Raw genomic sequence first — 20,749 nt, 5'->3', positions numbered from 1 at the left:
GCCCCGGCGGCGTCCCCGCCGGCGCCGGCCGACCGGGCCGCGGCCACCAGCACGCCGACCTTGGCCACGGTCAGGTAGCCGACGGCCCCGGCGCCGAGCACCAGCGGCGCGACGAACACCCGCAGCGCGCCGTTGACGTCGGCGAGCTCCTCGGCCAGCGCACGACAGCGCGCGCACCCGTCCAGATGCGCCTCGACCTGGGCCCGCTCCCGTTTGGCCAGGCCGGCACGGGTCCAGGCCCCCAGTCGCTCGGCGGCCGCCCGGCAGTGGCTGTCGGTGACCTCGGCGAGGTGCACCTGCAGGTAGGCCTGTCGCAGGCCCTCGCGGGCGCGGTAGGCGAGCGCGGAGACCCCGTTGGGGGTGAGGCCGAGGATCGGCGCCACCTCGGCCGGCGGCTGGCGCTCGATCTCTGTGTGCCAGAGCACCGCCTGCCAGCGTTCCGGCAGCCGGGCGAAGGCCTGCGCGGCGAGCGAGCGTTCCAGGCCGGCGACCGCGGTGTCGGCGAACGCCTCGGTCCCGCCGACGCTCTCCATGTCGTCGGACAGTTCGACCTTGCGGTCGCGGCGGGTCTTGTCGTACGCGGTGTGCCGCAGCGTGGTCAGCAGGTACGCGCGGAAGGCGGAGTCCGGGCCCCGGCCGGTACGGAGCGTGTCCAGCACCTTGGCGAACGCCTCCGAGACGAGGTCGTCGGCCTCGGCCGGCGACCGGCTGAGCTGGCGCGCGAGGTTGTACGCGGCGGCGACATGCCGTTCGTACAAGGAGCCGTAGGCCGACACCGTGCCCTTGCGCACCGCCTCGATCAGCTGTGCGTCGCTCGGACCCTCGATGTCTGCGGGAACGGTGGCCACGATCCTCCTCAACTCGCACGTGTCAACCCAGCGGACAAGGGCAAACCCCTGCCCGGAACCCACATGACACGCTCCCGCGCTCAGTGTGACGGATTCCACCGAACACAGCACCACCCGATCACCGGAATGGCCGTACCGATCGTCGTGAACAACTCGTGGAGCGAATGGCGTCACGACGATCGCGTCGACGCGTTACTCATCTCGAAGGCCGTGACAGACCGGACGGAGCGAACGTGACGGTACGTGAGGCGGGGTCGCGATCTCACCGTGGCGATGCTGAAGGTACTGCCCGCGCGCAACGGCGGCTGCGGGCCAGATGGCGCACGGCGAGCATCGCCGCCGGCTGGCGGTTCCCCAGCGACTGGGGCCTGCCGGAGGTGGACGCGGTGTGCTCGGCGGTGGTGCTCGACGGCGAGCTGACCGACGTGTTGGCCGGTCTCGGACGGGCGCGGGCCGAGTCCGGCGCCGGCCTGGACGAGACGCTGACCGACCTGGCCGCGCTGCACGCGGTGCTCACCGACGACAGCGACGACGGCGGCCTGATCGCCACCGATCCCGACGCCGCGCCGGCCACGATGATCCGCGCGGCCGCGCTGGCCTGGGCGGATTCCTCGTGCGGGGAGTTGCGCAACGCGGGGGCCACGGAGAACCTGACCAGCCTGTCGACCCACGCCTACCTGCGGACCCGGCTCGGCGAGGTCTACCGGCAGGCGGCGCGGGCGTCGGTGCCGGTGATGCAGCGGTACTCGCTGCTGGCGGTCACCATCGACCTGTCGACGGTGACCGGCTGGTCCCGGCTGATGGCCATGGTCCTGGTGGCCGACGTGCTGCGCGAGGTGTTCGACGGCGGGGAGAGCGTCGCGGTGCTGGGCCCGTCGGTGGCCGTGGTGCTCGCCGAACGCGAGCCCGCGCTCAGCGACCGGGTGCTGACCGCGGGCTGGCTGATCACCGAACGGCTGGCGGTCGACCCGCAGCTGGCGACCGGGCGGCGCCCGTGGCTGCGGCTGGAACGGCTGCCCGACACCGAGGACGGCGCGCGGACGCTGCTGCACAGTCTCAGCCGCGCGTAGCCCGTGGCGGGCCGGTGGGTCCGCCGTGGTTTCCTTGCCACCGTGAGTGAGGTCGTGCGCGAGTCGCCAGCCGTCGGTCAGGACCCCGGCGGCGCGCGGTGGCTCGGCCAGGCGATCCGGCGGCTGTTCGCCCGCCCGAAGCTGGCGGTCGGTCTGTTCGTGGTGCCGGCCGGGTTGCTGGTCGCGGGCATCGTCAGCTGGCTGATCGACTGGCGGTTGGGGGTCGACAGCGCCGTCTACCGGTCGGGGGCGATCGCCCTGCTCACTGGGGAACCGTTGTACGACAACGACTTCCTCAGCTCCGAGCCGGCGTGGGCGCGGCTGCCGTTCACCTACCCGCCGACCGGTGCGCTGCTGTTCGTGCCGCTAGCGCTGTTCCCAACGCAGATCGCCTGGGGCATCCTCGCGGCCGGTTCGGTGCTCGCGCTCGCGCTGGTCGTGCGGATCGTGGTGCGGAACCTGCCCGACCGGCCGACCTGGATGACCCCGGCCGCCACCACGATCGTGGTCACGCTGGTGACACTGGGCGTCGAGCCCGTGTGGCGGACGTTGTTCCTCGGCCAGATCAACCTGATCCTGATGGCCCTGGTGGTCGTCGACGTCCTGGTGCTCGGCCGGGTGCGGCACCTCGGCGGCGTACTCGTCGGGGTCGCGGCCGCGGTCAAGCTCACCCCGTTGATCTTCGTGCCGCATCTGTGGCTCATCGGCCGGCGGGCCGACGCGGTGCGCGCGGTGGTCACCTTCGCCGCGCTGCAGGCGGTGATCTTCCTGATCATCCCGCACGACTTCGCCCGCTTCTGGACCGTCGCGGTCACCGATCCGGAACGCACCGGCCCGACGTTCTGGGCGGGCAACCAGTCGCTGCACGCGCTCATCCTGCGCCTGAGCGACCTGGCGCCGTGGGCGTTGGCCGCCGCGATCGGGGTGGGCGCGCTGCTCGCGATCCCGGCGGTGCGGCTGGTGCTGCGGTTCCACCGGCAGGGCCGGGCGGTGCCCGCGCTGCTGGTCACCGCGTTCTTCGGGCTGCTGCTGAGCCCGGTGTCGTGGTCGCACCACTACGTGTGGGTGGTGCCGCTGCTGGTGTTGCTGCTCAGCAGGCTGCCCGAGCCGTTGCCCCACGGCGGCGCCCGGTTCCGCGCGCTGGCCGGGATCGGCGCGGTGGTCGCGGTCTACGCGAGCTGTGTGCTGCTGATCATGCGCAGTTCGGACCCGAACCGGCCGGCCGGCGAGCGCCCGGAACTGGAGTGGACGCCCCCGGAAGTCGTGCTCGGCAGCGCCTACCTGCTCGTTCCGCTGGTGGCCGGCGTGGTGGTGCTCGCCAGGAGCCGGCGCGGGTCGGGATAGGTTCCCCCTGTGGACACACGTACCGGCCTGCCGGTCGTCGGCATGGTTGGCGGGGGCCAACTCGCCAGGATGACCCAGCAGGCGGCGATCGCGCTCGGCCAGTCGCTGCACGTGCTGGCGACGTCGAAGGACGAGTCGGCGGCGCTGGTCACCCCCAACGTCAGCATCGGCGCGCACACCGACCTGGACGCGCTGGCGGCGTTCGCCCAGGGCTGTGACGTGCTGACCTTCGACCACGAGCAGGTGCCCAACGAGCACCTGCGCGCGCTGGTCGAGCGCGGGGTGGCGGTGCGCCCGGGCCCGGCGGCGCTGCTGCACGCCCAGGACAAGCTGGTGATGCGCGACCGCCTCGACGGGCTCGGCCTGCCGGTGCCGAGGTTCGCGGCCGTGCAGGAGGTCGCCGACGTGGTCAAGTTCGGCGACGAGCACGGCTGGCCATGCATGCTCAAGGCGGCGCGCGGCGGCTACGACGGCCGTGGGGTGTGGCTGCTCAACGGCGTCGAGTCGGCGACTGACCTGGTGCCGAGGCTGCTGGAATGGGGCACGCCGCTGCTGGTCGAGCAGCGGGTGGTGATGCGCAGGGAGCTGGCCGCGGTGGTGGCCAGGTCGCCGTTCGGGCAGGGCGGCTGCTGGCCGGTGGTGGAGACCGTGCAGTCCAACGGCATCTGTGTCGAGGTGCTCGCGCCCGCGCCCGGCCTCGCCGAGGACGTCGCCCAGGACGCGCAGGAGCTGGCGTTGCGGATCGCCGCCGAGCTCGGCGTGGTCGGCGTACTGGCGGTGGAGCTGTTCGAGACCGAGACCGGCCTGGTGGTCAACGAGCTGGCGATGCGCCCACACAACTCCGGCCACTGGACGATCGAGGGTGCCGAAACCTCACAGTTCGAGCAACACCTGCGCGCGGTGCTCGACTACCCGCTCGGCGCGACCGACCAGCGCGCCCCCGCGGTGGTGATGGCCAACGTGCTCGGCGCGCCCCGGCCACCGGCGATGAACACCGACGAGCGGCTGCACCATGTGCTGGCGCGCTACCGGGACGCGCACGTGCACTACTACGGGAAGCAGGAACGGCCCGGCCGCAAGATCGGACACGTGACCATGCTCGGCGAGCGCATGGCCGACGTCCGCGAACGCGCCCGCCTGGCCGCGCACTGGCTGTCCCACGCCGAATGGTCCGACGGCTACGACATCCATACGGGAGAACGGGCATGACACCGCAGGTCGGCGTGATCATGGGCAGTGACTCGGACTGGCCCGTGATGTCGGCGGCGGCCGAGGCGCTCGCCGAGTTCGAGGTGGCCCACGAGGTGGGGGTGGTGTCCGCACACCGGACGCCGCAACGGATGCTCAATTACGCGCGCGACGCGGCGGACCGAGGGCTGCGGGTGATCATCGCCGGTGCCGGTGGGGCCGCGCACCTGCCGGGCATGGTGGCCGCCGCGACCACACTGCCGGTGATCGGCGTCCCAGTGCCCCTCAAGTACCTCGACGGCATGGACTCACTGCTGTCGATAGTCCAGATGCCGGCCGGCATCCCGGTGGCGACGGTGTCTGTCGGCGGCGCACGCAACGCCGGCCTATTGGCCGTACGCGTGCTGGCGTCGACAGATGAGACCTTGCGCACGCGCCTGGCCGCCTTCCACGCCGACCTGGAGCAGCTGGTCCTGGAAAAGGACGCCGCACTGCGGGCCCGGACGGGTGTGCCCGGCGTGAACGACCGCTAACATCGGCACTGTTGACGCGGTTTCTTCGAGGAGGTGGCCACGGTGTCGGGCCTGTACCAGGTGAGCGACGAGCATGAGGCGCTGCGGGAGGCCGTGCGCGCGCTGGCCGAGAAGGAGATCGCGCCCCACGCCGCGGAGGTCGACGAGCAGGAGCGTTACCCGGTCGAGGCGCGCGACGCGCTGGTCAGGGCCGGGTTCAACGCCGTGCACATCCCGGAGGAGTACGACGGTCAGGGTGCGGACGCGATCGCCGCGTGCATCGTGATCGAGGAGGTGGCCAGGGTGGACGCGTCGGCGTCACTGATCCCGGCCGTGAACAAGCTGGGCACCCAGCCGATCCTGCTGTCCGGATCGGTCGAGGTGAACAAGCTCGTGCTCCCGTCGGTCGCGGCGGGTGAGGCATCGGTGTCCTACGCGCTGTCCGAACGCGAGGCAGGTTCGGACACCGCGTCAATGCGCACCCGAGCCGTACGCGACGGCGACGGCTGGGTACTGAACGGCACAAAAGCGTGGATCACCAACGCCGGCGAGTCGACCTGGTACACGGTGATGGCCGTAACGGATCCCGACGCGCCGAAGAAGGCCAATGGCATTTCGGCGTTCGTGGTGCACAAGGACGATCCCGGTTTCACGGTGGGCGCCAAGGAACGCAAACTGGGCATCAAGGGTTCGCCGACCTGCGAGATCTATTTCGAGAACTGCACCATCCCCGGTGACCGAATGATCGGTGAGCCGGGCACGGGCCTCAAAACCGCGCTCCGCACTCTGGACCACACCCGGCCGACGATCGGCGCGCAGGCGGTGGGGATCGCGCAGGGCGCGTTGGACTCGGCGCTCGGATATGTCAAGGAGCGCAAGCAGTTCGGCCAGTCGATCGCGGACTTCCAGGGCGTGCAGTTCATGCTGGCGGACATGGGGATGAAGATCGAGGCAGCCAGGCATCTGGTGTACACCTCGGCAGCGGCCTCGGAGCGCGGCGACAAACGAGCCGGTTTCATCGCCTCAGCCGCGAAGACCTACGCGTCCGACATCGCGATGGAGGTGACGACGGACGCGGTCCAGCTCTTCGGCGGCGCCGGCTACACCAAGGACTTCCCGGTAGAACGCATGATGCGCGACGCCAAGATCACCCAAATCTACGAGGGCACCAACCAGATCCAGCGCATGGTCATGGCAAGGACACTGCTTAAAGGCTAGATTACGATCTTGGCGGGCGGCTAGGGGGCTAGTGCAGGTGCGCGGGTCAGGTCGGTCGAAAATTTTGCGACAACCTCGTATGGCTGCTAGGTAGTCGATCTCGCGAGCACTGCCTAGATGACCAAAATGGGACAGCTGTCTGCGCCGTTGCGTTGATTTGGTGCAGATCATAAGTCTCGATAGACGGCGCGTGCACGTTTGAGAATCATGAATAAGGTAAGTATTAAATGCAGCATCAATGTCGCAATTATAGCGCTAGATATTCGGCCTACTGGCGCGTCTTTCGAAGTCGTGACTACTGTGTATGTCAGAAATGCGGTCGTCATAATTCCGATAAAAACCGCGTAGGACACGTTCGCTTCTAGCTGATCGTTCAGGCGTATAAGTCGCGCTTGTGATTGCTTTTCGTCTAAGAGTCGCGTCTTAAGCTGAAAGATCTGTACGAGAAGGCCAAATAGGAGCGCGGTATAGATGGAAACGCCGCTTAATAGGCCTTCCGCGCCTCTGATATAAAAGTTGGCGATAGAGCGATATCCGGGTAGGTTCTGAACCTGTGGTGGCCAGTCAAAATGGGGAGCGATAATTAACATGCCAATCAAGGTGGGAAATATATAAAATGCGAGAAGGTCTAGTGCTCGCAAATTTCTGCTAGCTTTGCGTTCATCGACTAATGTGTCCAGGTGATCTCTAATGATTTTGACAAAAGACCATTTAGCTGATTTCACGGATTGCTTCCATTTTTACGGATAACATATCGTCTCCCCAATCTCCATCTTTCCAATCATGTGTCAAAGTGAGCCCCAGTGTTCGCTTAGCGTCCGCGACTTTGGCAAGCATCGCATCGTGGACGATACCGTCCGAAGGTCGATCGTTTTGATCGTCAGAGAGGATATACGCCAGTATGGGAGTCTCGACTTCACCCAGGATGATACTTCGCTGCTGGATCCCGTCATTGAGAACTAGTTCTACCTCGTCGCCTTCGCGAGGCGGAATACCTACGATGGATTGCGCCGAAATCTCCTGGGTGACGAGTTTCTGGAAAACTGTTCGTGGGAACCGTTTCTGGCTTCGTCGGGGCTTCACATGTGACACAACATGGCCAACTGACTCCGCGATAACAGGATCAGCTATATCGGAAGCGGGAGACCAGCGCTTTATCTTCAACTCTGTCATATCTGCATTATCTACGTATTTTTCCCAAGCTGCTAGATCCATGAGGCCGTCATATTTGAAAAGAAAATTATCACTATTAAAGCGCTGCTGAAAAGCCTTCTTGAATTCGCTGAGAACCATGGTAACGGAGCCGCGGCCGCCGTATCTTTCCGCAAGAAGAATGGCCCAGTTTCCACTGGTTGGAGAGGTCAATAAATTGCGGGTTTCCACAACGGCTGACTCATCCTCATGATATGAATGAGTGGTGTCGCCGCTGGTCGTATCAATCAGACTTCCCGATATGCCGAATCGGCCATACTCTGTTTTGAAGCGAACAGTTCGCCCGCGAGGGTTCAAGTACGAAATGGATAAATAACGCTCGCGGCGCCCATCTCTCAATGGCTCGACCGTGATGTCGTTCAAAAAAGCGTGAAAGAGCGTGAGTAAATCGGATCCTTGGCTATCAAAATTTCCAACGTTAAGCAACTCGTCCGGTTGGCGAAATCTTGTAATATACAGTTTGTAAGCTACGTAGGCGTGTTTGGCCATAAGTTCCGACTCCCTATTCGGCACCCACGGTATCTGGGAGGGGATCTTACGGCGATCTGTACGCGGGGCGCTACCGTCGGGACCACGATTGGGCCCTTTGGGTGACCACTTTGGAAGGTTGCGCCGGATGTATCTGTGGCGATGAGCTGATCATCTCCGCGAGTTAATGGCGAACATATGTTCGATATTGCTGGATCTGGCAGTGCTGCGCGTGATCGCCGATGCACGACTAGTAGTTCGATCGTCGGGTAGGGATCGTGCTGTGCCGATGGGAGTGCCCTTCAGAATTCAGCGTTATCCCGTCGCATGGGCAATGTGGCACCATCCACCAAGTACGGCCGTCCGCTGCCTTCGCTCACGCAGGCCAGTCGGTACCGCCCACGCGCCGATGGCGGCGCGGGGCTTAAACTCGGGGGCCGAGGCCAAGGTACTTCTCTGCGCATCGGACTACTGTCCGGTTGCGTTCTGTCGGTCATGCCTGGATTACCACCGGCATCTGATTACCGCTTCCAACTCTTCGAGATCGAGCGTGGTGCAGTCGTGCATCTCGCGGAGCAGATTGGCCGCGCGAACCCATCGGATTCTCGGATCCGTGAATGACACCATTGTCGTGTCAACAGGGCGGGGGACTGGCCCACCTGCGTACAACCAGCCCCGAACCCCGGCGACTGGGAACTCCCACGCCCGGAACGCGACCGCACCCCGACGCAGTGCTGGACAAACCCGCAGTGACAGGCGAAGGCAGGGCAGGCACACAGGCGGCTCGGTGACCGCCATCCGTTCCGGCCAACTCGGCCAGTCTTCGTGGAAGTCCCGTACCAGCCACAACACGCCCTCGTCGGTGCGGTCCGCCGGCTCGGCGCATACCTGGCACAGCAGTCGCCGCATGGCACGTCGTTGCCGCAACGGGTGCACCTGGCTGAAAATCGGCCGGCCTTGCCCATGCTGGAAGGGCGTCCGTGACCACAACACACCGCGGCTGTCTCGGTCTGCCAGCGACTCGTCAGCATAGCCAATCCACCACCGGGCATAAGAACCATCGCCACTGGCGGCTCGACCTCCGCACTCCAGGAGGTGATGTATGGCGCGATCACCCGTCGGCGAGAGTCGGCAGGTGTCTCAGGTTCGTCGCGAGTGGCGCCATCTGCGGACCGCGCTGGAATGCCTGACATCGTCGAGTCCCGATCAGTGGACCGCCAGGATGCCCACTGCGGACGAGGCAGCGGTGCTCGAACTGCCCGCCGGAGCGGCGGTACTCCACGTCATCCACACCGCCCGCGACGAGAACGGTGACGGGCTCGAAGTCAGCGAGTCCATCTGGCCCGCCGACTGCGTGGTCATGATCGACGACTATGACATCGAGCAGGAGCCGGTGGATCCTGCCGCCCCTGGCGAGGTCTGACCAACGCGGCAATGCTCGAAGACATGTCCGGCATCGACGACCCCGACGCGGTTCGCCGCATCCTCGGCACCGTGGAAGCCCTGCTGCTCGACTTCGACGGCCCGATCTGCTCGGTATTCGCGGGCTTCCCCGCTCCAGCGGTCGCCGACCAGCTCCGCGACGTACTTATGCAAGGCGGCCACCACATCCCGGACGATGTCCACAGCAGCACCGATCCGTTTGACGTCCTGTTCTACGCCGCCAAGCTCGGCCATGACGAAGTCCGGTTCCTGGAGGCGACCTTCCGCGCCCACGAAGTCGAAGCAGTGCAAACAGCCGAGCCGACTGCCCGTGCCCACGAGTTCATGAGGACATGGAAGGCCGGCGGCCGACCGTTGGCCATCGTGAGCAACAACAGCGTCGCCGCGGTTGAGACGTATCTCGACATCCACGACCTCCGCGCGGTGGTCGACCTGGTGTCAGCCCGAGCCGGCGCCGACCTCTCGCAGCTCAAACCAAGCCCGTACCTCGTCATAAACGCAGCCCAAGCACTCGGCAGCACATCGTCGTCCTGCGCGTTCATCGGCGACTCCCTAACCGACATCGAGGCCGCCGAGGCCGCCAATGTGCAGTCCATCGCATACGCGAACAAGCCTGGCAAGGCGGCGGACTTCGCGCGCAGAACTCCCGGCGCCATTGTCACCAGTTTGTCACCGCTGTTCTCTTTTGTCGGATCTTGACAGAACGGCGAGTGCTGGTGGCGAATGCGCCGACGGCGGCGCCGACGAGAGTGAGCGCGGCCGCGGTGTAGAAGGCGTGCTGGAAACCCGCGGTGAGGGCGGTCGTGCTGTCGACTCGGGCGAAGGCGACGGCCGACAGCGCGGCGATGCCGAGCGCGCCGCCGAGTTGTTGGGTGGTGCTGGCCAGGCCCGAGCCGAGTCCGGTCTCGCCTTCGCCGTCGAGTGCTCGCATGATCGTGGAGACGACGCCGACCAGCGTGGCGCCGAGTCCGGCACCGGCGATGAGCGCGGGCACGAACAGGTTCGGTAGATAGTCGGTGTCGACATCGATCTGTGCGAACCACACCAATGCCACGGTGAGCAGCGCGAATCCGGTGACCAGCAGCGCTCGGAGCCCGTAACGGCCCGCCACCACCGGGGCGATGCCGCCGGCCACCAGAACGACCACGATCGACATCGGCAGGTAGGCCAGCCCGGTCTGGAACGCGCTGTAGCCCCGCACCCGCTGCAGGTAGAGCGTAAGAAAGTAGAACAGGCCCAGCATCGCGCCGGCGAGGAGGAGCCCGCAGGCCACGCCCCCGAGGACCGGCCGTCGCCGGAACACGTGCAGCGGCAGCAGGGCCGCAGCGGGGCGCCGGGTCTCGACGACCGTGAACGCGACCGCCAGCGCGCCGACCGCGGCCAGGCAGCCGAGGGTGACCGGGGACGCCCACCCCACCTGCTCGGCGTTCACCACCGTGAAGATCAGCAGCGCGATCCCCGCGGTGCCGGTGACGGCGCCGGGCAGGTCGAGCGGGCGTCGGTCGCCCGCGCGATGGGCTGGCATGACTCGCGGGCTCAGCGCGGCCACGACGACCACGATGGGCACGTTGACGAGGAACACCCACCGCCAGCTCAGCCAGGTGGTCAGGGCGCCGCCGAGCACCATGCCGAGCGCGCTGGCCACCCCGGACAGGGCGCCCCACACGCCGAATGCCCGGTTTCTGGCGGCGCCGGTGTAGGTCACGCCCAGGATCGCCAGGGCCGCCGCCGACAGCAACGCCGCTCCCGCCCCCTGCAGGGCCCTGGCCAGGATCAACATCGCCGGCCCGGTCGCCAGCCCGCAGGCCAGCGAGGCGGCGCCGAACACCCCGAGTCCGGCCAGGAAGACCGTGCGCCGAACGAACAGATCGGTGGCCCGCCCGGCGAGCAGCAGCAGGCCGCCGAACGTCACCAGGTAGGCGTTCAGCACCCAGGGCAACGTCGTGTCGCGTAGGTCGAGGTGGTCCTGGACGGCGGGCAGCGCGACGTTGACGATTGTGTCGTCGAGCACGCACATGAACTGCGCCGCGCAGGTCAGGGCCAGCACGAGCCAGCCACCGCGCTGGCCGCGGTCGGTGGTCTTGGTCATGCTGTCGACCCAATCTCCGCTGGGTCGGACGATCCATGGGTGAACGTCGAGAAAAGCTTTGTGCGCGTCTAACGTGGTGGCCGTGGATGTGCTGAGTGACCTCCTGTTCCGCGCGCAGACCAGCGAGGCCGAGGTCCGGCAGCTGGTCCAGCGACCGCCATGGTCGATGACCTACGCCGACGCGCCGCCGCTCACCGTGGTCGCGGTGCTCGGCGGGCCGGCCACCGTCCGGCTGGACGACGATCACGGGTCACTGACGCACCTGCACGCCGGTGACGTCGCGCTGATCAGCAGAACAGCTCGGTACACGGTCGCCGACAGCCCCGACACCCCGCCGCGGTACGTCATCCGGAAGGGCCGCAAGTACCTCGCCGGCCACGGCGAGGTACCGGTCGACCACGCCACGCTGGCCACCCGAACCTACGGAGCCGACTCGCCCGGCGCCACGACCATGCTCCGCGGCGCCTACACCCTCCGCGGTGCCGTCGCCGACCGGCTGCTGGACATGCTGCCGCCGGTCGCCGTCGTGCCCGCCGGTGGCCGGACGGCGCCCGTGCTGGAGTTGCTCAGTCAGGAGACCCGCCTGGACGAACCCGGTCAGGACGCCGTGCTGCACCGGCTCCTCGATCTCGTGCTCGTGCTCGCCCTGCGTGCGTGGTGTGCCAGTCCAGCGGCGACCCTGCCCGCCTGGTGCCGGGCGTTGAGCGATCCCACCATCGGCGACGCGCTGCAGCTCCTGCACGAGCGTCCCGCCCAACCGTGGACCGTCGGTGACCTGGCGGCCGAGCTCGGCATGTCGCGCGCGTCCTTCGCCGCGCGTTTCACCGACATCGTCGGCCAACCGCCGCTCACCTACCTGACGAACTGGCGAATGACCGTCGCGGCCGATCGGCTGCGCGACACCACGGCGACCGTCGCCGCCGTGGCCGGCGACGTCGGCTACCAGGACCCCTTCGCCTTCAGCGTCGCGTTCAAGCGCACCCGCGGTCGTAGCCCGTCGGCATGGCGCCGCGAGTACCGCGCGCAGTGACGCGTGGACAGGCAGGGCTCAGTTCAGGTCGACGGTGGTGCGTTCGGACTCGCGGTGGCGGGTGACGCGGTCGGGGTCCGGGTTGGTCACCTGCACCAGGGACGCGCCCGCCGCGAGCACGGTGACGAAACCGGCCAGCACGCCGTCCGGCACCGTCCAGTCCATTGTGGACAACACGCGGGAGTTCCCGGTCAGCCCGAGTGACTCGGCCCGTTTGCGCGCATCCGTCAGCACATCATCCACAGTGGACTCCCCGAGGCACAACGTGTCCCCGGCGACCGGCCCGCCGAAGAAGTCGTCGCCATGCACCCGCGCCTCCGCGACGAAGTCGACCGCACCCGCCGGCACATCGGCACCGAGGTCGCGCCCCATCGGGTCCAACGACACCGCGGCCACCACGCCCGCACCATCACCGACCCCACCCGGCTGGACGAGCGCCACCGACGCCCCCACCGGCGACGCGACCACCCGCGCCCCGCACCACCACGCCCCCAGCAGCACCCCGGCCGTCTGCCAGTGCGCCGGCAACGACACCGCCACCGGATCGCCCGGCTCCACGTCCTGCTCCTCGACTAACCAGTTCGCCGTCTTCGCCGCCCAGTTCGCCAGGGTCGCCACCGACAGCTCGACCCGCGTCCCCGCCGCGTCGTCGTAGTGGGTCACCAGCGGACGTGCGGCCGAACGCAACGCCGGCCGCAGCAGGATCTCGGTCAGGCTCAACGACAACTCCTCAGTCGACACACGGGACCGCTGGCTGCCGTGCGGCCGCCGGCGCGCTCAGGTCCAGCATGCCCCGTGACGAGAACCCCGGCGGCGGGGGAGCCACCAACTCGGCGACGAAGCGCTGCACCGCCGGCACGTCCACGGTGATGATGCTCTGCTTGCGATGGTTCCGCGCGCCCACCCCGGTCACCGGGATCGTCACGAACCGCACCTGTCCCGACGCCAGCGCCTGGGCCTGGTTGACCAGATCCACGAACTCCAGCCCACCGTCCATGACCACCGACTTGGACACCGCGTCCGCCAGGTCGTTCAGCTTCGCGTTGTTGGTCAGCAGATCACCGGAGAGCACCTTGCGCATCGCCGAGGAGAGAAAGGTCTGCTGGCGCACGATCCGGTCCAGGTCGCCGCGCGGCAGGCCGTTGCGTTGCCGGACGAACGACACCGCGTCCCCGCCGCGGACGGTCTGTGGGCCCTGGGCGAACGACGCGCCGGAGTCCGTGTCGCTGGTCGAGTTCTTCAGGCACACGTCCACCCCGTCGATGGCCTCGGTGAGCAGGTAGAACCCGTACAGGCTCACCTCCGTGTAGTGATCGACCCGCACCCCGGTCAGCACCTGCACGGCCTGGATCAGCGCCTTGCGCCCGGCGTCGTCGGACGTGCGCTCGATCTTGCGGCGGTCCGACTCGCCGTCGTCGACCATGCGGTCCGCGGTCCGTGCCTTGGTGATGCCGTACGCGCCGTTGATCTTCTCCGGCTCCTCGAGGCCGGGGACCGTCACCGAGGTGTCCCGGGGGATCGACACCGCCGACGGCTGCCCGCCGTCCTTCGGGATACGCAACAGGATCAGCGTGTCCGTGTTCAACGTCTCCGTCGCCTCGGTGCGCAGCACGCGCAGCAGCTCGGCCGACAGCGGGTTGCCCTGCATGTCCGTGCGGCTGTCGTTGCCCACGATCAGGATGTCGTTCGCGCCGTCGTCGGCCGGCGGGGCCTGCGCGGCCGGGCCGGTCTGCGCCTGCGCCACCGCGTCGGTGGTGTTCCGGCTCTCCTCCAGCTGCACCACGCGCGACCACAGCAGCGACATCGCGGCCAGCGCGCTCACCGACACCAGGCCGACGACCACCCGCCCGATCACCAACAGCACCGTCCAGGCCCGGCGGCGTCGTGGGCGGGCCGCCGCCGGCTTTCCGGTCACCGAGCCGACGGCGGGGGCGTAGCTCGTCGGCTCCTCCGACGGTTCCTCGACACCCATCGACACCGGCTCACCTCCCCCGTGACCACGCCCTTTCCTCCAGATTACGGCGTGTCAGCCGGTGATGGATCCGTCGACTGGGCGTTAGTTCACGCAGGGTGTGCCGCTGGCGTCAAGCTGTGGTTGGGGCTTGGGTGCCGCTGGCGGCTCGTCGGTGGCCGGCTGGCCCTTGGCCATCAGCGGGGCGGGCGCGAACCCGGAGTTCTCCACCGGGAAATCGGCGCCGAGCACGACCTGAACCCGGTTCGCCGACAGCGCGGAGTCCTCCTCCAGCACGACCTCGACCGCCAGCGCCTCGGCGACGTACTCGGCGAGACTGCGCTCACCCGGCGCGTACCGGATCACCGACGACGAGACCAGCCCTTCCGCGTCGCCGACCTCGCCGGGGCTGAACCCCTTCTCGGCCAGTTGGTCGCGCACCGACTTGGCCAGGCCGCTGGTGTTGGTGCCGTTGTCCACGTCGACGGTGACCAGGCCGAGCGCCGGTCGGTCGCCGTCACCGCTGTCGTCACCGCCGTCGGCCTCCGGCGGTGTCTCCGGTGGGGTGCTCGACTTGGCCGTCTCGTCGGTGGTCAGCGACCGGACGAAGGCGGCCACCGCCGCCGGGTCGACCTCGAGCACGTCGGCGCCGTTGATGTTGGCGTCGCCGAGCGTGGGGATGGTGTAGAAGTCGATGCCGTCGCCGGTCAGCCCCGACATCTGCGCGGCGAACTTGGACAGCTCCCACCCTTCGCTGAGCACCACCGACTTCTGCACCGCGGTGATCAGCTCGCGCACCTTCGCCGGGCTGGTCAGCATGTCCGCCGACAGCACCTTGTTGGCCAGGGCGCCGAGAAACGCCTGCTGCCGGACGATGCGGTCCAGGTCGTAGTTGGGCAGCCCGTAGCGCTGCCGGACGAACGCGAGCGCCTGCTTGCCCTGGATGGTCTGCACGCCCTTCTTGAAGTTCGCCCCCGACTTCTCTTCCCGGACGGCGTTGTTCAGGCACACCTCCACGCCGCCGATGGCCTTGGTGACCTCGTAGAAGCTCGCCAGGTTCACCTCGGCGTAGCGGTCGATGGTCACCGCGTCACCGATCAGGTCCTGCACGGTGGCGATCAGGTTCTTGCGGCCCTCGACGGTCGCGGCCTTGTCGAGTTCCTCCATGTTGGGCGCGGTGTTGCCCAACTCGTCGTAGGCGTTGTTGTACGCGTAGGCGAAGGCCGAGTTGAGTCGGGCGCTGCCGTACCCGCCGGCGATCTCGACGTAGGAGTCGCGGGGGAAGGAGATCGCGACCGCACGGGTGCCGTCGACGGGAATGTGCACCAGGATCATGGTGTCGGTGTTGCGCTCACCCTCGTCGACCCCGGCGTTGAGCATCTCCAGTACTTCGTCGGGCAAGGGATTTCCGTGCGCGTCCTTACGGCTGTCGATGCCGACGAGCAACATGTCCACTGCTCCATCCAGGGGAACCCGTTGGTCCTCGACTTCCTTTGCGATGACGTCAGTGGTTACGGTGCCATCGTCCACATCACCTACTGCCCACCATCCGTAACCCATGGTGCTCACGACGGCGACCGACGCCACCGCCATGACTGTTCGCCCGGTGTAGAACCCAGCCTTGCGCCAGCCGCGTAGCGGCCTTCTGCGGCCAGGTAACACCTGCGTACGTTCGTCCACGCACGCTCCTCCCCGTCCCCCGACGGAACTTGACCAGTACCATACCGGCACGCCAACAAGGCGGGGATGCCTTGTCAGGTAGTAGGACGCAATACTGACCCAGTTCGGTTTACTTCCGAGTAAAGGAATTTGGTGGGCTTGGAGATGCTCGCGTTGCTGGTACCCGGCGGCACCGGCCAGCTCGGACGTGAGTTGGCTGCTCGCGCGCCAGGTGAGTACGAGGTTCGCGCGCCCGGATCGGCCGAGCTGGACCTCACCAACGCCGGTGCGGTGATCGAGGCGGTGAAGAGTCTGGTCGACGGCGCCGGCCCGCGTTCACCGGTGGTGATCAACGCCGCCGCGCACACCGCGGTCGACGCGGCGGAGTCCGACCAGGCCAGGGCGTTCGCGGTGAACGCGGACGCGCCCCGGCTGCTGGCGGCCGCCTGCGCCGCGCACCGGGTGCCGTTGATCCACGTGTCCACCGACTACGTCTTCGCCGGCGACGGCGACGCCCCCTACCGCGAGGACGAGCCGACGGCGCCGCGCAGCGTGTACGGGTCGACCAAGGCCGCCGGCGAGGCGGCCGTGCTCGGCTCCGGCGCGGACTCGTGGGTGGTGCGCACGGCGTGGGTGTATGGCGCCCACGGCAACAACTTCGTCAAGACGATGGCCCGACTGGCCGACAACCACGAGACCGTGTCGGTCGTGGACGACCAGCGCGGATCGCCCACGTGGACCGGAGACCTGGCCGCCGGGTTGCTGGAGTTGGCCGCCCGCGCGGTCAGTGACGCGCCGCCATCGGCCAGGGTGCTGCACGCGACCGGCGCGGGCGAGACGACGTGGTTCGAGTTCGCCGGCGCGGTGTTCGCCGAGCTGGGGCTGGATCCGGCGCGGGTGCGGCCGTGCAAGAGCGACGAGTTCCCGCGTCCGGCGCCGCGCCCGAGCTACTCGGTGCTCTCCGACCAGGCCTGGCGCGCGTCCGGCCTGACCCCGTTGCGCCCGTGGCGGGAGGCGCTGGCCGCGGCCTTCGCCGAGAACGGCGACGCCTACCGCCCCTGAGCTGGGTCAGGCCAGCATCAGGACATTGCCCGGCGGTAGGCGTCCACGGTCAGTTCCGCGGTCTGCCGCCAGGTGAACTCCGCCGCGTGCGCGCGGCGCAGGGCCAGCGTCGCCGGGGACGGCGGATCGGCCAGTGCCTCGGTCAGCGCGACACCCATCGCCTCCACGTCGCCGTAGGGGATCAGGCTGGCGTGGCCGCCGGAGACCTCGCGCAGCGCCGGCACGTCCGAGCACACCACCGGCACGTCACAGGCCAGCGCCTCCAACACCGGCAGGCCGAAACCCTCGTCCCTGGACGGCAACACCAGCGCGGCCGCGCCGGCGACCACCGACCGAAGGTCCACATCGGACAGATAGCCGATCGAGCTGACCCGGTCGTCGTGCTGGTGGTGGCCGGGGCCGGCCAGGATCAGCTGCGGCAGCTGCGGGGTCGCCTCGTGTGCCTTGAGCAGCCAGCCCAACGACTTGCGCGGGCCGGCCGCGCCGACGAACAGCAGGTACTGCTTTGGCAGCCCGACCCGGCGGCGCATCGCCTCGCTCGGCGGGCGCGCGGTGAACCACGCCGGGTCGACGCCGAGCGGGGTCACCATGATCTTGTCCGGCGAGATGCCGAAGCGGTCCGCGGTGACGTCGGCGACCGCCCTGGTCGGCGTGAGCACCACCGCCGCGCGCTCCACCGAGCGGGCCACCAGCTGCGGCAGGGTCTCGTCGCTTGGCGGCAGCTCCTCCGGCGCGTCGAGGAACGCCAGGTCGTGGATGGTCACCACGCCGGCGGCCCGCAGCGCCGCCGGCAGCACGAAGTTGGTGCCGTGCACGACATCGGTGAACCCGGCGAACAGCTCGACCGGCGGGAACTGGGAGCGCAGCCAGCAGCGGCGCAGCAGCCGTGCGGACACCGGCATGCCACGCGCCCGGGAGCCGTGCGGCAGCACCTTGCGCAGTTTTCGCCAGCCCCGCAACGTGAAGGCCACCGCTCGAGTGTCCACTTCGGACATCGAGGCGAGTTCCTCAGCCAGCGCGGCCGTGTAGCGGCCGACGCCAGTGCGGTTGCCGAGCAGTGGCGTGCCGTCGAGCAGTACGCGTATCGGACCGTCCTTAGCCATCCTGCTGGCCCTTCTTGCCCAACCGCGCGCTCGCTACCCGGCGAACCCGCCCGGCCGCCCTTCTGGTCAGCTCGACCGGGCCGCCGGCGTCCAAATAGGACCGGAACAGGTCGAGATCACGGCGGAGGACCTCACCGGCCCGCAACGGCCGCTTCGGCACCAGCGGCTCGGCGCCGGGCAGCCGGTCGGCGGCCGGCACCGGGTTGCGGCAGAAGGACAACAGCGGCGCGAGCACGGTCTCCCAGGTGTACCGCTCGCGCACCACGGCGATCCGCTCCCGTGCCTGCTCGGCGAACTCCTCGTCGTAGAGCACCCGCTCCAGCGCGTCGGCCAGCGCGACCGGATCCTCGGCCGGAACCACCACGCCGAGCCGCTCGGCGCGCACCAGGTCGGCGAACGAGTCGCCGTCGGTGGTCACGATCGGCAGCCCGGCCCACAGGTAGTCCAGCACCCTGGTGCGGAACGCGAAGGTCGTCTCCACGTGCTCGTAGTGCGTGGTGACCCCACAGTCCGCGTCCAGCAACCAGTTCTGCCGCTGCGCGTAGGGCACCCAGGTCTCGTTGAAGAACACGTGCCGGTCGGTCAGGCCGAGCCTGCCGGACAGCTGCCGGGTCCTGGCGCCGATGTCCATCTCCGGCACCTCGGGGTTGGGGTGGCGCATGCCGAGGAACACCAGGCGAACGTCGTCGCGGCGGGTGGCGAGCCGGTCCACCGCGTGCACCAGGGTCAGCGGGTCGAACCAGCTGTACACCCCGCCGGCCCAGAGCACGACCTTGTCGGTGGCGGTGATGCCGCGCAGCCCGCCCTTGACCGGCGACGCGGACTGCTGGGGCGGCTTGCCCGGCAACCCGAACGGCGCCACCGCGAGCAGCGAGCGCACCGTGGGGTCGTTGTCGTAGAGCGAGGGCGTCAGCCGGCCGAGCGCGGTCAGGTGGCCGAGCCAGAAGTGCCGCTGGCGCTCGGAGGCGCACAGGAAGAAGTCGGCGCGGTCCAGCTGGGCGTTGAGCACCTTGGTGACGCCGATCAGGTCGAGCGCGCGCTGCTCGTCGTTGTCGTCCTTGCCCTGTTCGAGCAGTTCGAGGTGCATCGGGTCGTACATGTCGCAGACCACGATCTTGGTGGAGTCGGCCCGTTTCAGCGCCGGCACCAGCTCCAGCGCGTGCCCCTGCAGCACGACGACGTCGGCCCAGGCGACGTGCTCGCCGAGGTCGCGCTGGCGGGCGTGGTGCACCGCGAACGACGCGTCCGGCGGCGCGCACCTCGGGTTCACCGTGACCAGCCGGACGTCGTGCTCGGCGGCCAGCAGGTCGGCCATGTTCCACGCGCGGATCGCCGGGCCGGCCATCTGCTCGCCGAGTGCGTCGCCGGTGATCACCAGGATCCGCCGCCGCGCGCCGAAGGCCTCCTCCAGCCCGAAGACCTCGACCAGCACGTCGTGCGCGGCCAGGTAGCGGGGCAGCGGGTAGGCGGGCTCCATCGCGTTGCGCATCAACGGGAGCAGGTCGGTGTCCGAGCGAACTCTGGCCGCCTGCTCGATCTCGCGGGAGCGCGCGAGCGTCGGCAGCAGCTCGACGAACTGGTCGATGGCCAGCATGCCGGCCAGCGTCGTCCTCGGCAGTTCCACAGTGGACTTGCCGGTGTCCGGCCTGCCGATCTCCAGCTGGGTCGGGTCGACCTCGCCGCGCGCGGTCGCCCTGCGCACGGCCAGCGCGAGGGCCGCCGGCAGGGCCTTGGCCAGGGTCGCGTCGGAGAGGTTCTTGTACAGCGCGGCCAACGCGTTGCGCTCCAGCAGGAACAGCTCGCGCGCGTTGTCCGGGGAGTCCACTTTGGACATCGAGGCGTGGTGGCGGTGGTAGGTCAGCGAGGTCGGCTCGTAGCGCACCCGCCAGCCGCGCAGGTTCAGCCGCCAGCCGAGGTCGACGTCCTCGTAGAACATGAAGAACCGCTCGTCGAACCCGCCGAGCTCGGCGAACACCCCGGCGCGCACGAACATCGCCGACCCGGTGGCGAACAGCACGTCGCGCGGCACGTCGTGCGAGCCGTCGTCGCGCTGGCCGGCGTGGCGCTTGTAGCCCATGCCGAACCAGGTCAGCCCGGCGTCGACGAAGTCGATCAGCTCGCCGTCCCAGTCGAGCACCTTGCTGGCCACCGCGCCGACGGTCGGCTGCGTGCGCAGGACCTCGACCGCCGCGTCGACCCAGCCGGGGTGCGGGCGGGCGTCGTTGTTCAGGAAGGCCAGCACGGTGCCGGTGGCGCGCCGGGCGCCGAGGTTGCAGCCACCGGCGAAGCCGAGGTTGGCACCCGCCTCGATGACCTCGACGCCGGTCTCGGCGGTGATCCGCGCCGCGCTGCCGTCACCCGAGTCGTTGTCCACGCAGATCAGTTCGATCAGCTCGGCGGGGTAGGCCAGGTCGGCGCGCAGCGCGCGCAGGCAGGCGATGGTGTCCTCGGCGCCGCGGTAGTTCACCACGATCACCGAGACGGCCGGGCGTCGTGCCGAGTCGGGCAACTCGCGCGCTCCTCAGGTATCAGGGGATGTGACTAGATTGCCC

17 protein-coding genes are annotated in these 20,749 nt (G+C 68.6%); 9 read left to right on the top strand and 8 right to left on the bottom strand.

Going from position 1 to position 20,749, the window contains the following annotated elements; genetic code table 11:
- The coding region (locus ACYVIP_RS26740; protein ID WP_460401118.1) for a sigma-70 family RNA polymerase sigma factor at positions 1 to 848 on the bottom strand (848 nt) is incomplete at its 3' end.
- Between the two features lie 233 nt (positions 849 to 1,081).
- Here ACYVIP_RS26740 and ACYVIP_RS26735 point away from each other — a divergent pair.
- The 5 genes from ACYVIP_RS26735 to ACYVIP_RS26715 are packed head-to-tail and all read left to right on the top strand — an operon-like array spanning position 1,082 to position 6,180.
- Complete coding sequence (locus ACYVIP_RS26735) at positions 1,082 to 1,918, top strand: GGDEF domain-containing protein (protein ID WP_460401116.1); 837 nt, start codon at positions 1,082 to 1,084, stop codon at positions 1,916 to 1,918.
- Between the two features lie 42 nt (positions 1,919 to 1,960).
- Positions 1,961 to 3,262 (top strand): glycosyltransferase 87 family protein, encoded by a 1,302-nt coding sequence (locus tag ACYVIP_RS26730; protein WP_460401114.1) that lies wholly within the window; start codon positions 1,961 to 1,963, stop codon positions 3,260 to 3,262.
- Positions 3,263 to 3,271: 9 nt separating this feature from the next.
- Positions 3,272 to 4,471, top strand: a complete 1,200-nt coding sequence (locus ACYVIP_RS26725; protein ID WP_460401112.1) for a 5-(carboxyamino)imidazole ribonucleotide synthase — start codon at positions 3,272 to 3,274, stop codon at positions 4,469 to 4,471.
- Positions 4,468 to 4,983, top strand: a complete 516-nt coding sequence (gene purE, locus ACYVIP_RS26720; RefSeq protein WP_460401110.1) for a 5-(carboxyamino)imidazole ribonucleotide mutase — start codon at positions 4,468 to 4,470, stop codon at positions 4,981 to 4,983. The genes ACYVIP_RS26725 and purE overlap by 4 nt, the downstream gene beginning before the upstream one ends.
- A gap of 51 nt (positions 4,984 to 5,034) precedes the next feature.
- Positions 5,035 to 6,180 carry an acyl-CoA dehydrogenase family protein gene (locus tag ACYVIP_RS26715; protein ID WP_460401126.1) on the top strand — a complete coding sequence of 382 codons (1,146 nt, stop codon included), beginning with the start codon at positions 5,035 to 5,037 and terminating at the stop codon, positions 6,178 to 6,180.
- Positions 6,181 to 6,891: 711 nt separating this feature from the next.
- Here ACYVIP_RS26715 and ACYVIP_RS26710 read toward each other — a convergent pair.
- Positions 6,892 to 7,881: a hypothetical protein gene (locus ACYVIP_RS26710; protein ID WP_460401108.1), complete on the bottom strand. Its 990-nt coding sequence runs from the start codon at positions 7,879 to 7,881 to the stop codon at positions 6,892 to 6,894.
- A 1,081-nt stretch (positions 7,882 to 8,962) separates the two neighbouring features.
- On the opposite strand from ACYVIP_RS26710, the gene ACYVIP_RS26705 reads away from it, so the two are divergent.
- Both ACYVIP_RS26705 and ACYVIP_RS26700 read left to right on the top strand, forming a co-directional pair.
- Positions 8,963 to 9,283 (top strand): UTRA domain-containing protein, encoded by a 321-nt coding sequence (locus ACYVIP_RS26705; RefSeq protein ID WP_460401106.1) that lies wholly within the window; start codon positions 8,963 to 8,965, stop codon positions 9,281 to 9,283.
- 23 nt (positions 9,284 to 9,306) lie between these two features.
- Positions 9,307 to 10,002: an HAD family hydrolase gene (locus tag ACYVIP_RS26700; RefSeq protein ID WP_460401104.1), complete on the top strand. Its 696-nt coding sequence runs from the start codon at positions 9,307 to 9,309 to the stop codon at positions 10,000 to 10,002.
- Here ACYVIP_RS26700 and ACYVIP_RS26695 read toward each other — a convergent pair.
- Positions 9,962 to 11,392 (bottom strand): MFS transporter, encoded by a 1,431-nt coding sequence (locus ACYVIP_RS26695; protein ID WP_460401102.1) that lies wholly within the window; start codon positions 11,390 to 11,392, stop codon positions 9,962 to 9,964. The genes ACYVIP_RS26700 and ACYVIP_RS26695 overlap by 41 nt on opposite strands.
- Before the next feature lie 82 nt (positions 11,393 to 11,474).
- Between ACYVIP_RS26695 and ACYVIP_RS26690 the strand changes: the two genes are divergently transcribed.
- Positions 11,475 to 12,422 carry a cupin domain-containing protein gene (locus ACYVIP_RS26690; RefSeq protein ID WP_460401100.1) on the top strand — a complete coding sequence of 316 codons (948 nt, stop codon included), beginning with the start codon at positions 11,475 to 11,477 and terminating at the stop codon, positions 12,420 to 12,422.
- Between the two features lie 18 nt (positions 12,423 to 12,440).
- Here ACYVIP_RS26690 and ACYVIP_RS26685 read toward each other — a convergent pair whose 3' ends face one another.
- The 3 genes from ACYVIP_RS26685 to ACYVIP_RS26675 all read right to left on the bottom strand — a co-directional run bounded on the left by ACYVIP_RS26685 (position 12,441) and on the right by ACYVIP_RS26675 (position 15,822).
- Positions 12,441 to 13,142 (bottom strand): TIGR03089 family protein, encoded by a 702-nt coding sequence (locus ACYVIP_RS26685; protein WP_460401098.1) that lies wholly within the window; start codon positions 13,140 to 13,142, stop codon positions 12,441 to 12,443.
- 10 nt (positions 13,143 to 13,152) lie between these two features.
- Positions 13,153 to 14,394: an LCP family protein gene (locus ACYVIP_RS26680; RefSeq protein ID WP_460401096.1), complete on the bottom strand. Its 1,242-nt coding sequence runs from the start codon at positions 14,392 to 14,394 to the stop codon at positions 13,153 to 13,155.
- Positions 14,395 to 14,478: 84 nt separating this feature from the next.
- Positions 14,479 to 15,822 (bottom strand): LCP family protein, encoded by a 1,344-nt coding sequence (locus tag ACYVIP_RS26675; RefSeq protein WP_460401094.1) that lies wholly within the window; start codon positions 15,820 to 15,822, stop codon positions 14,479 to 14,481.
- A 369-nt stretch (positions 15,823 to 16,191) separates the two neighbouring features.
- Between ACYVIP_RS26675 and rfbD the strand changes: the two genes are divergently transcribed.
- A complete protein-coding gene (gene rfbD, locus ACYVIP_RS26670) occupies positions 16,192 to 17,094 on the top strand; it encodes a dTDP-4-dehydrorhamnose reductase (RefSeq protein ID WP_460401124.1) in 903 nt (300 codons plus the stop codon).
- A 17-nt stretch (positions 17,095 to 17,111) separates the two neighbouring features.
- Here the strand turns inward: rfbD and ACYVIP_RS26665 are convergent, their stop codons facing one another.
- Both ACYVIP_RS26665 and ACYVIP_RS26660 read right to left on the bottom strand, forming a co-directional pair.
- Complete coding sequence (locus tag ACYVIP_RS26665) at positions 17,112 to 18,197, bottom strand: glycosyltransferase family 4 protein (protein ID WP_460401092.1); 1,086 nt, start codon at positions 18,195 to 18,197, stop codon at positions 17,112 to 17,114.
- Positions 18,190 to 20,706, bottom strand: coding sequence for a glycosyltransferase (locus ACYVIP_RS26660; RefSeq protein ID WP_460401090.1), 2,517 nt, complete (start codon positions 20,704 to 20,706; stop codon positions 18,190 to 18,192). The genes ACYVIP_RS26665 and ACYVIP_RS26660 overlap by 8 nt, the downstream gene beginning before the upstream one ends.
- Positions 20,707 to 20,749: the final 43 nt, after the last annotated feature.

The organism is Actinophytocola sediminis (genome assembly GCF_054779715.1).
The sequence above is the reverse complement of the archived record's forward strand: the minus strand, read 5'-3'. Positions and strand labels throughout refer to the sequence as shown.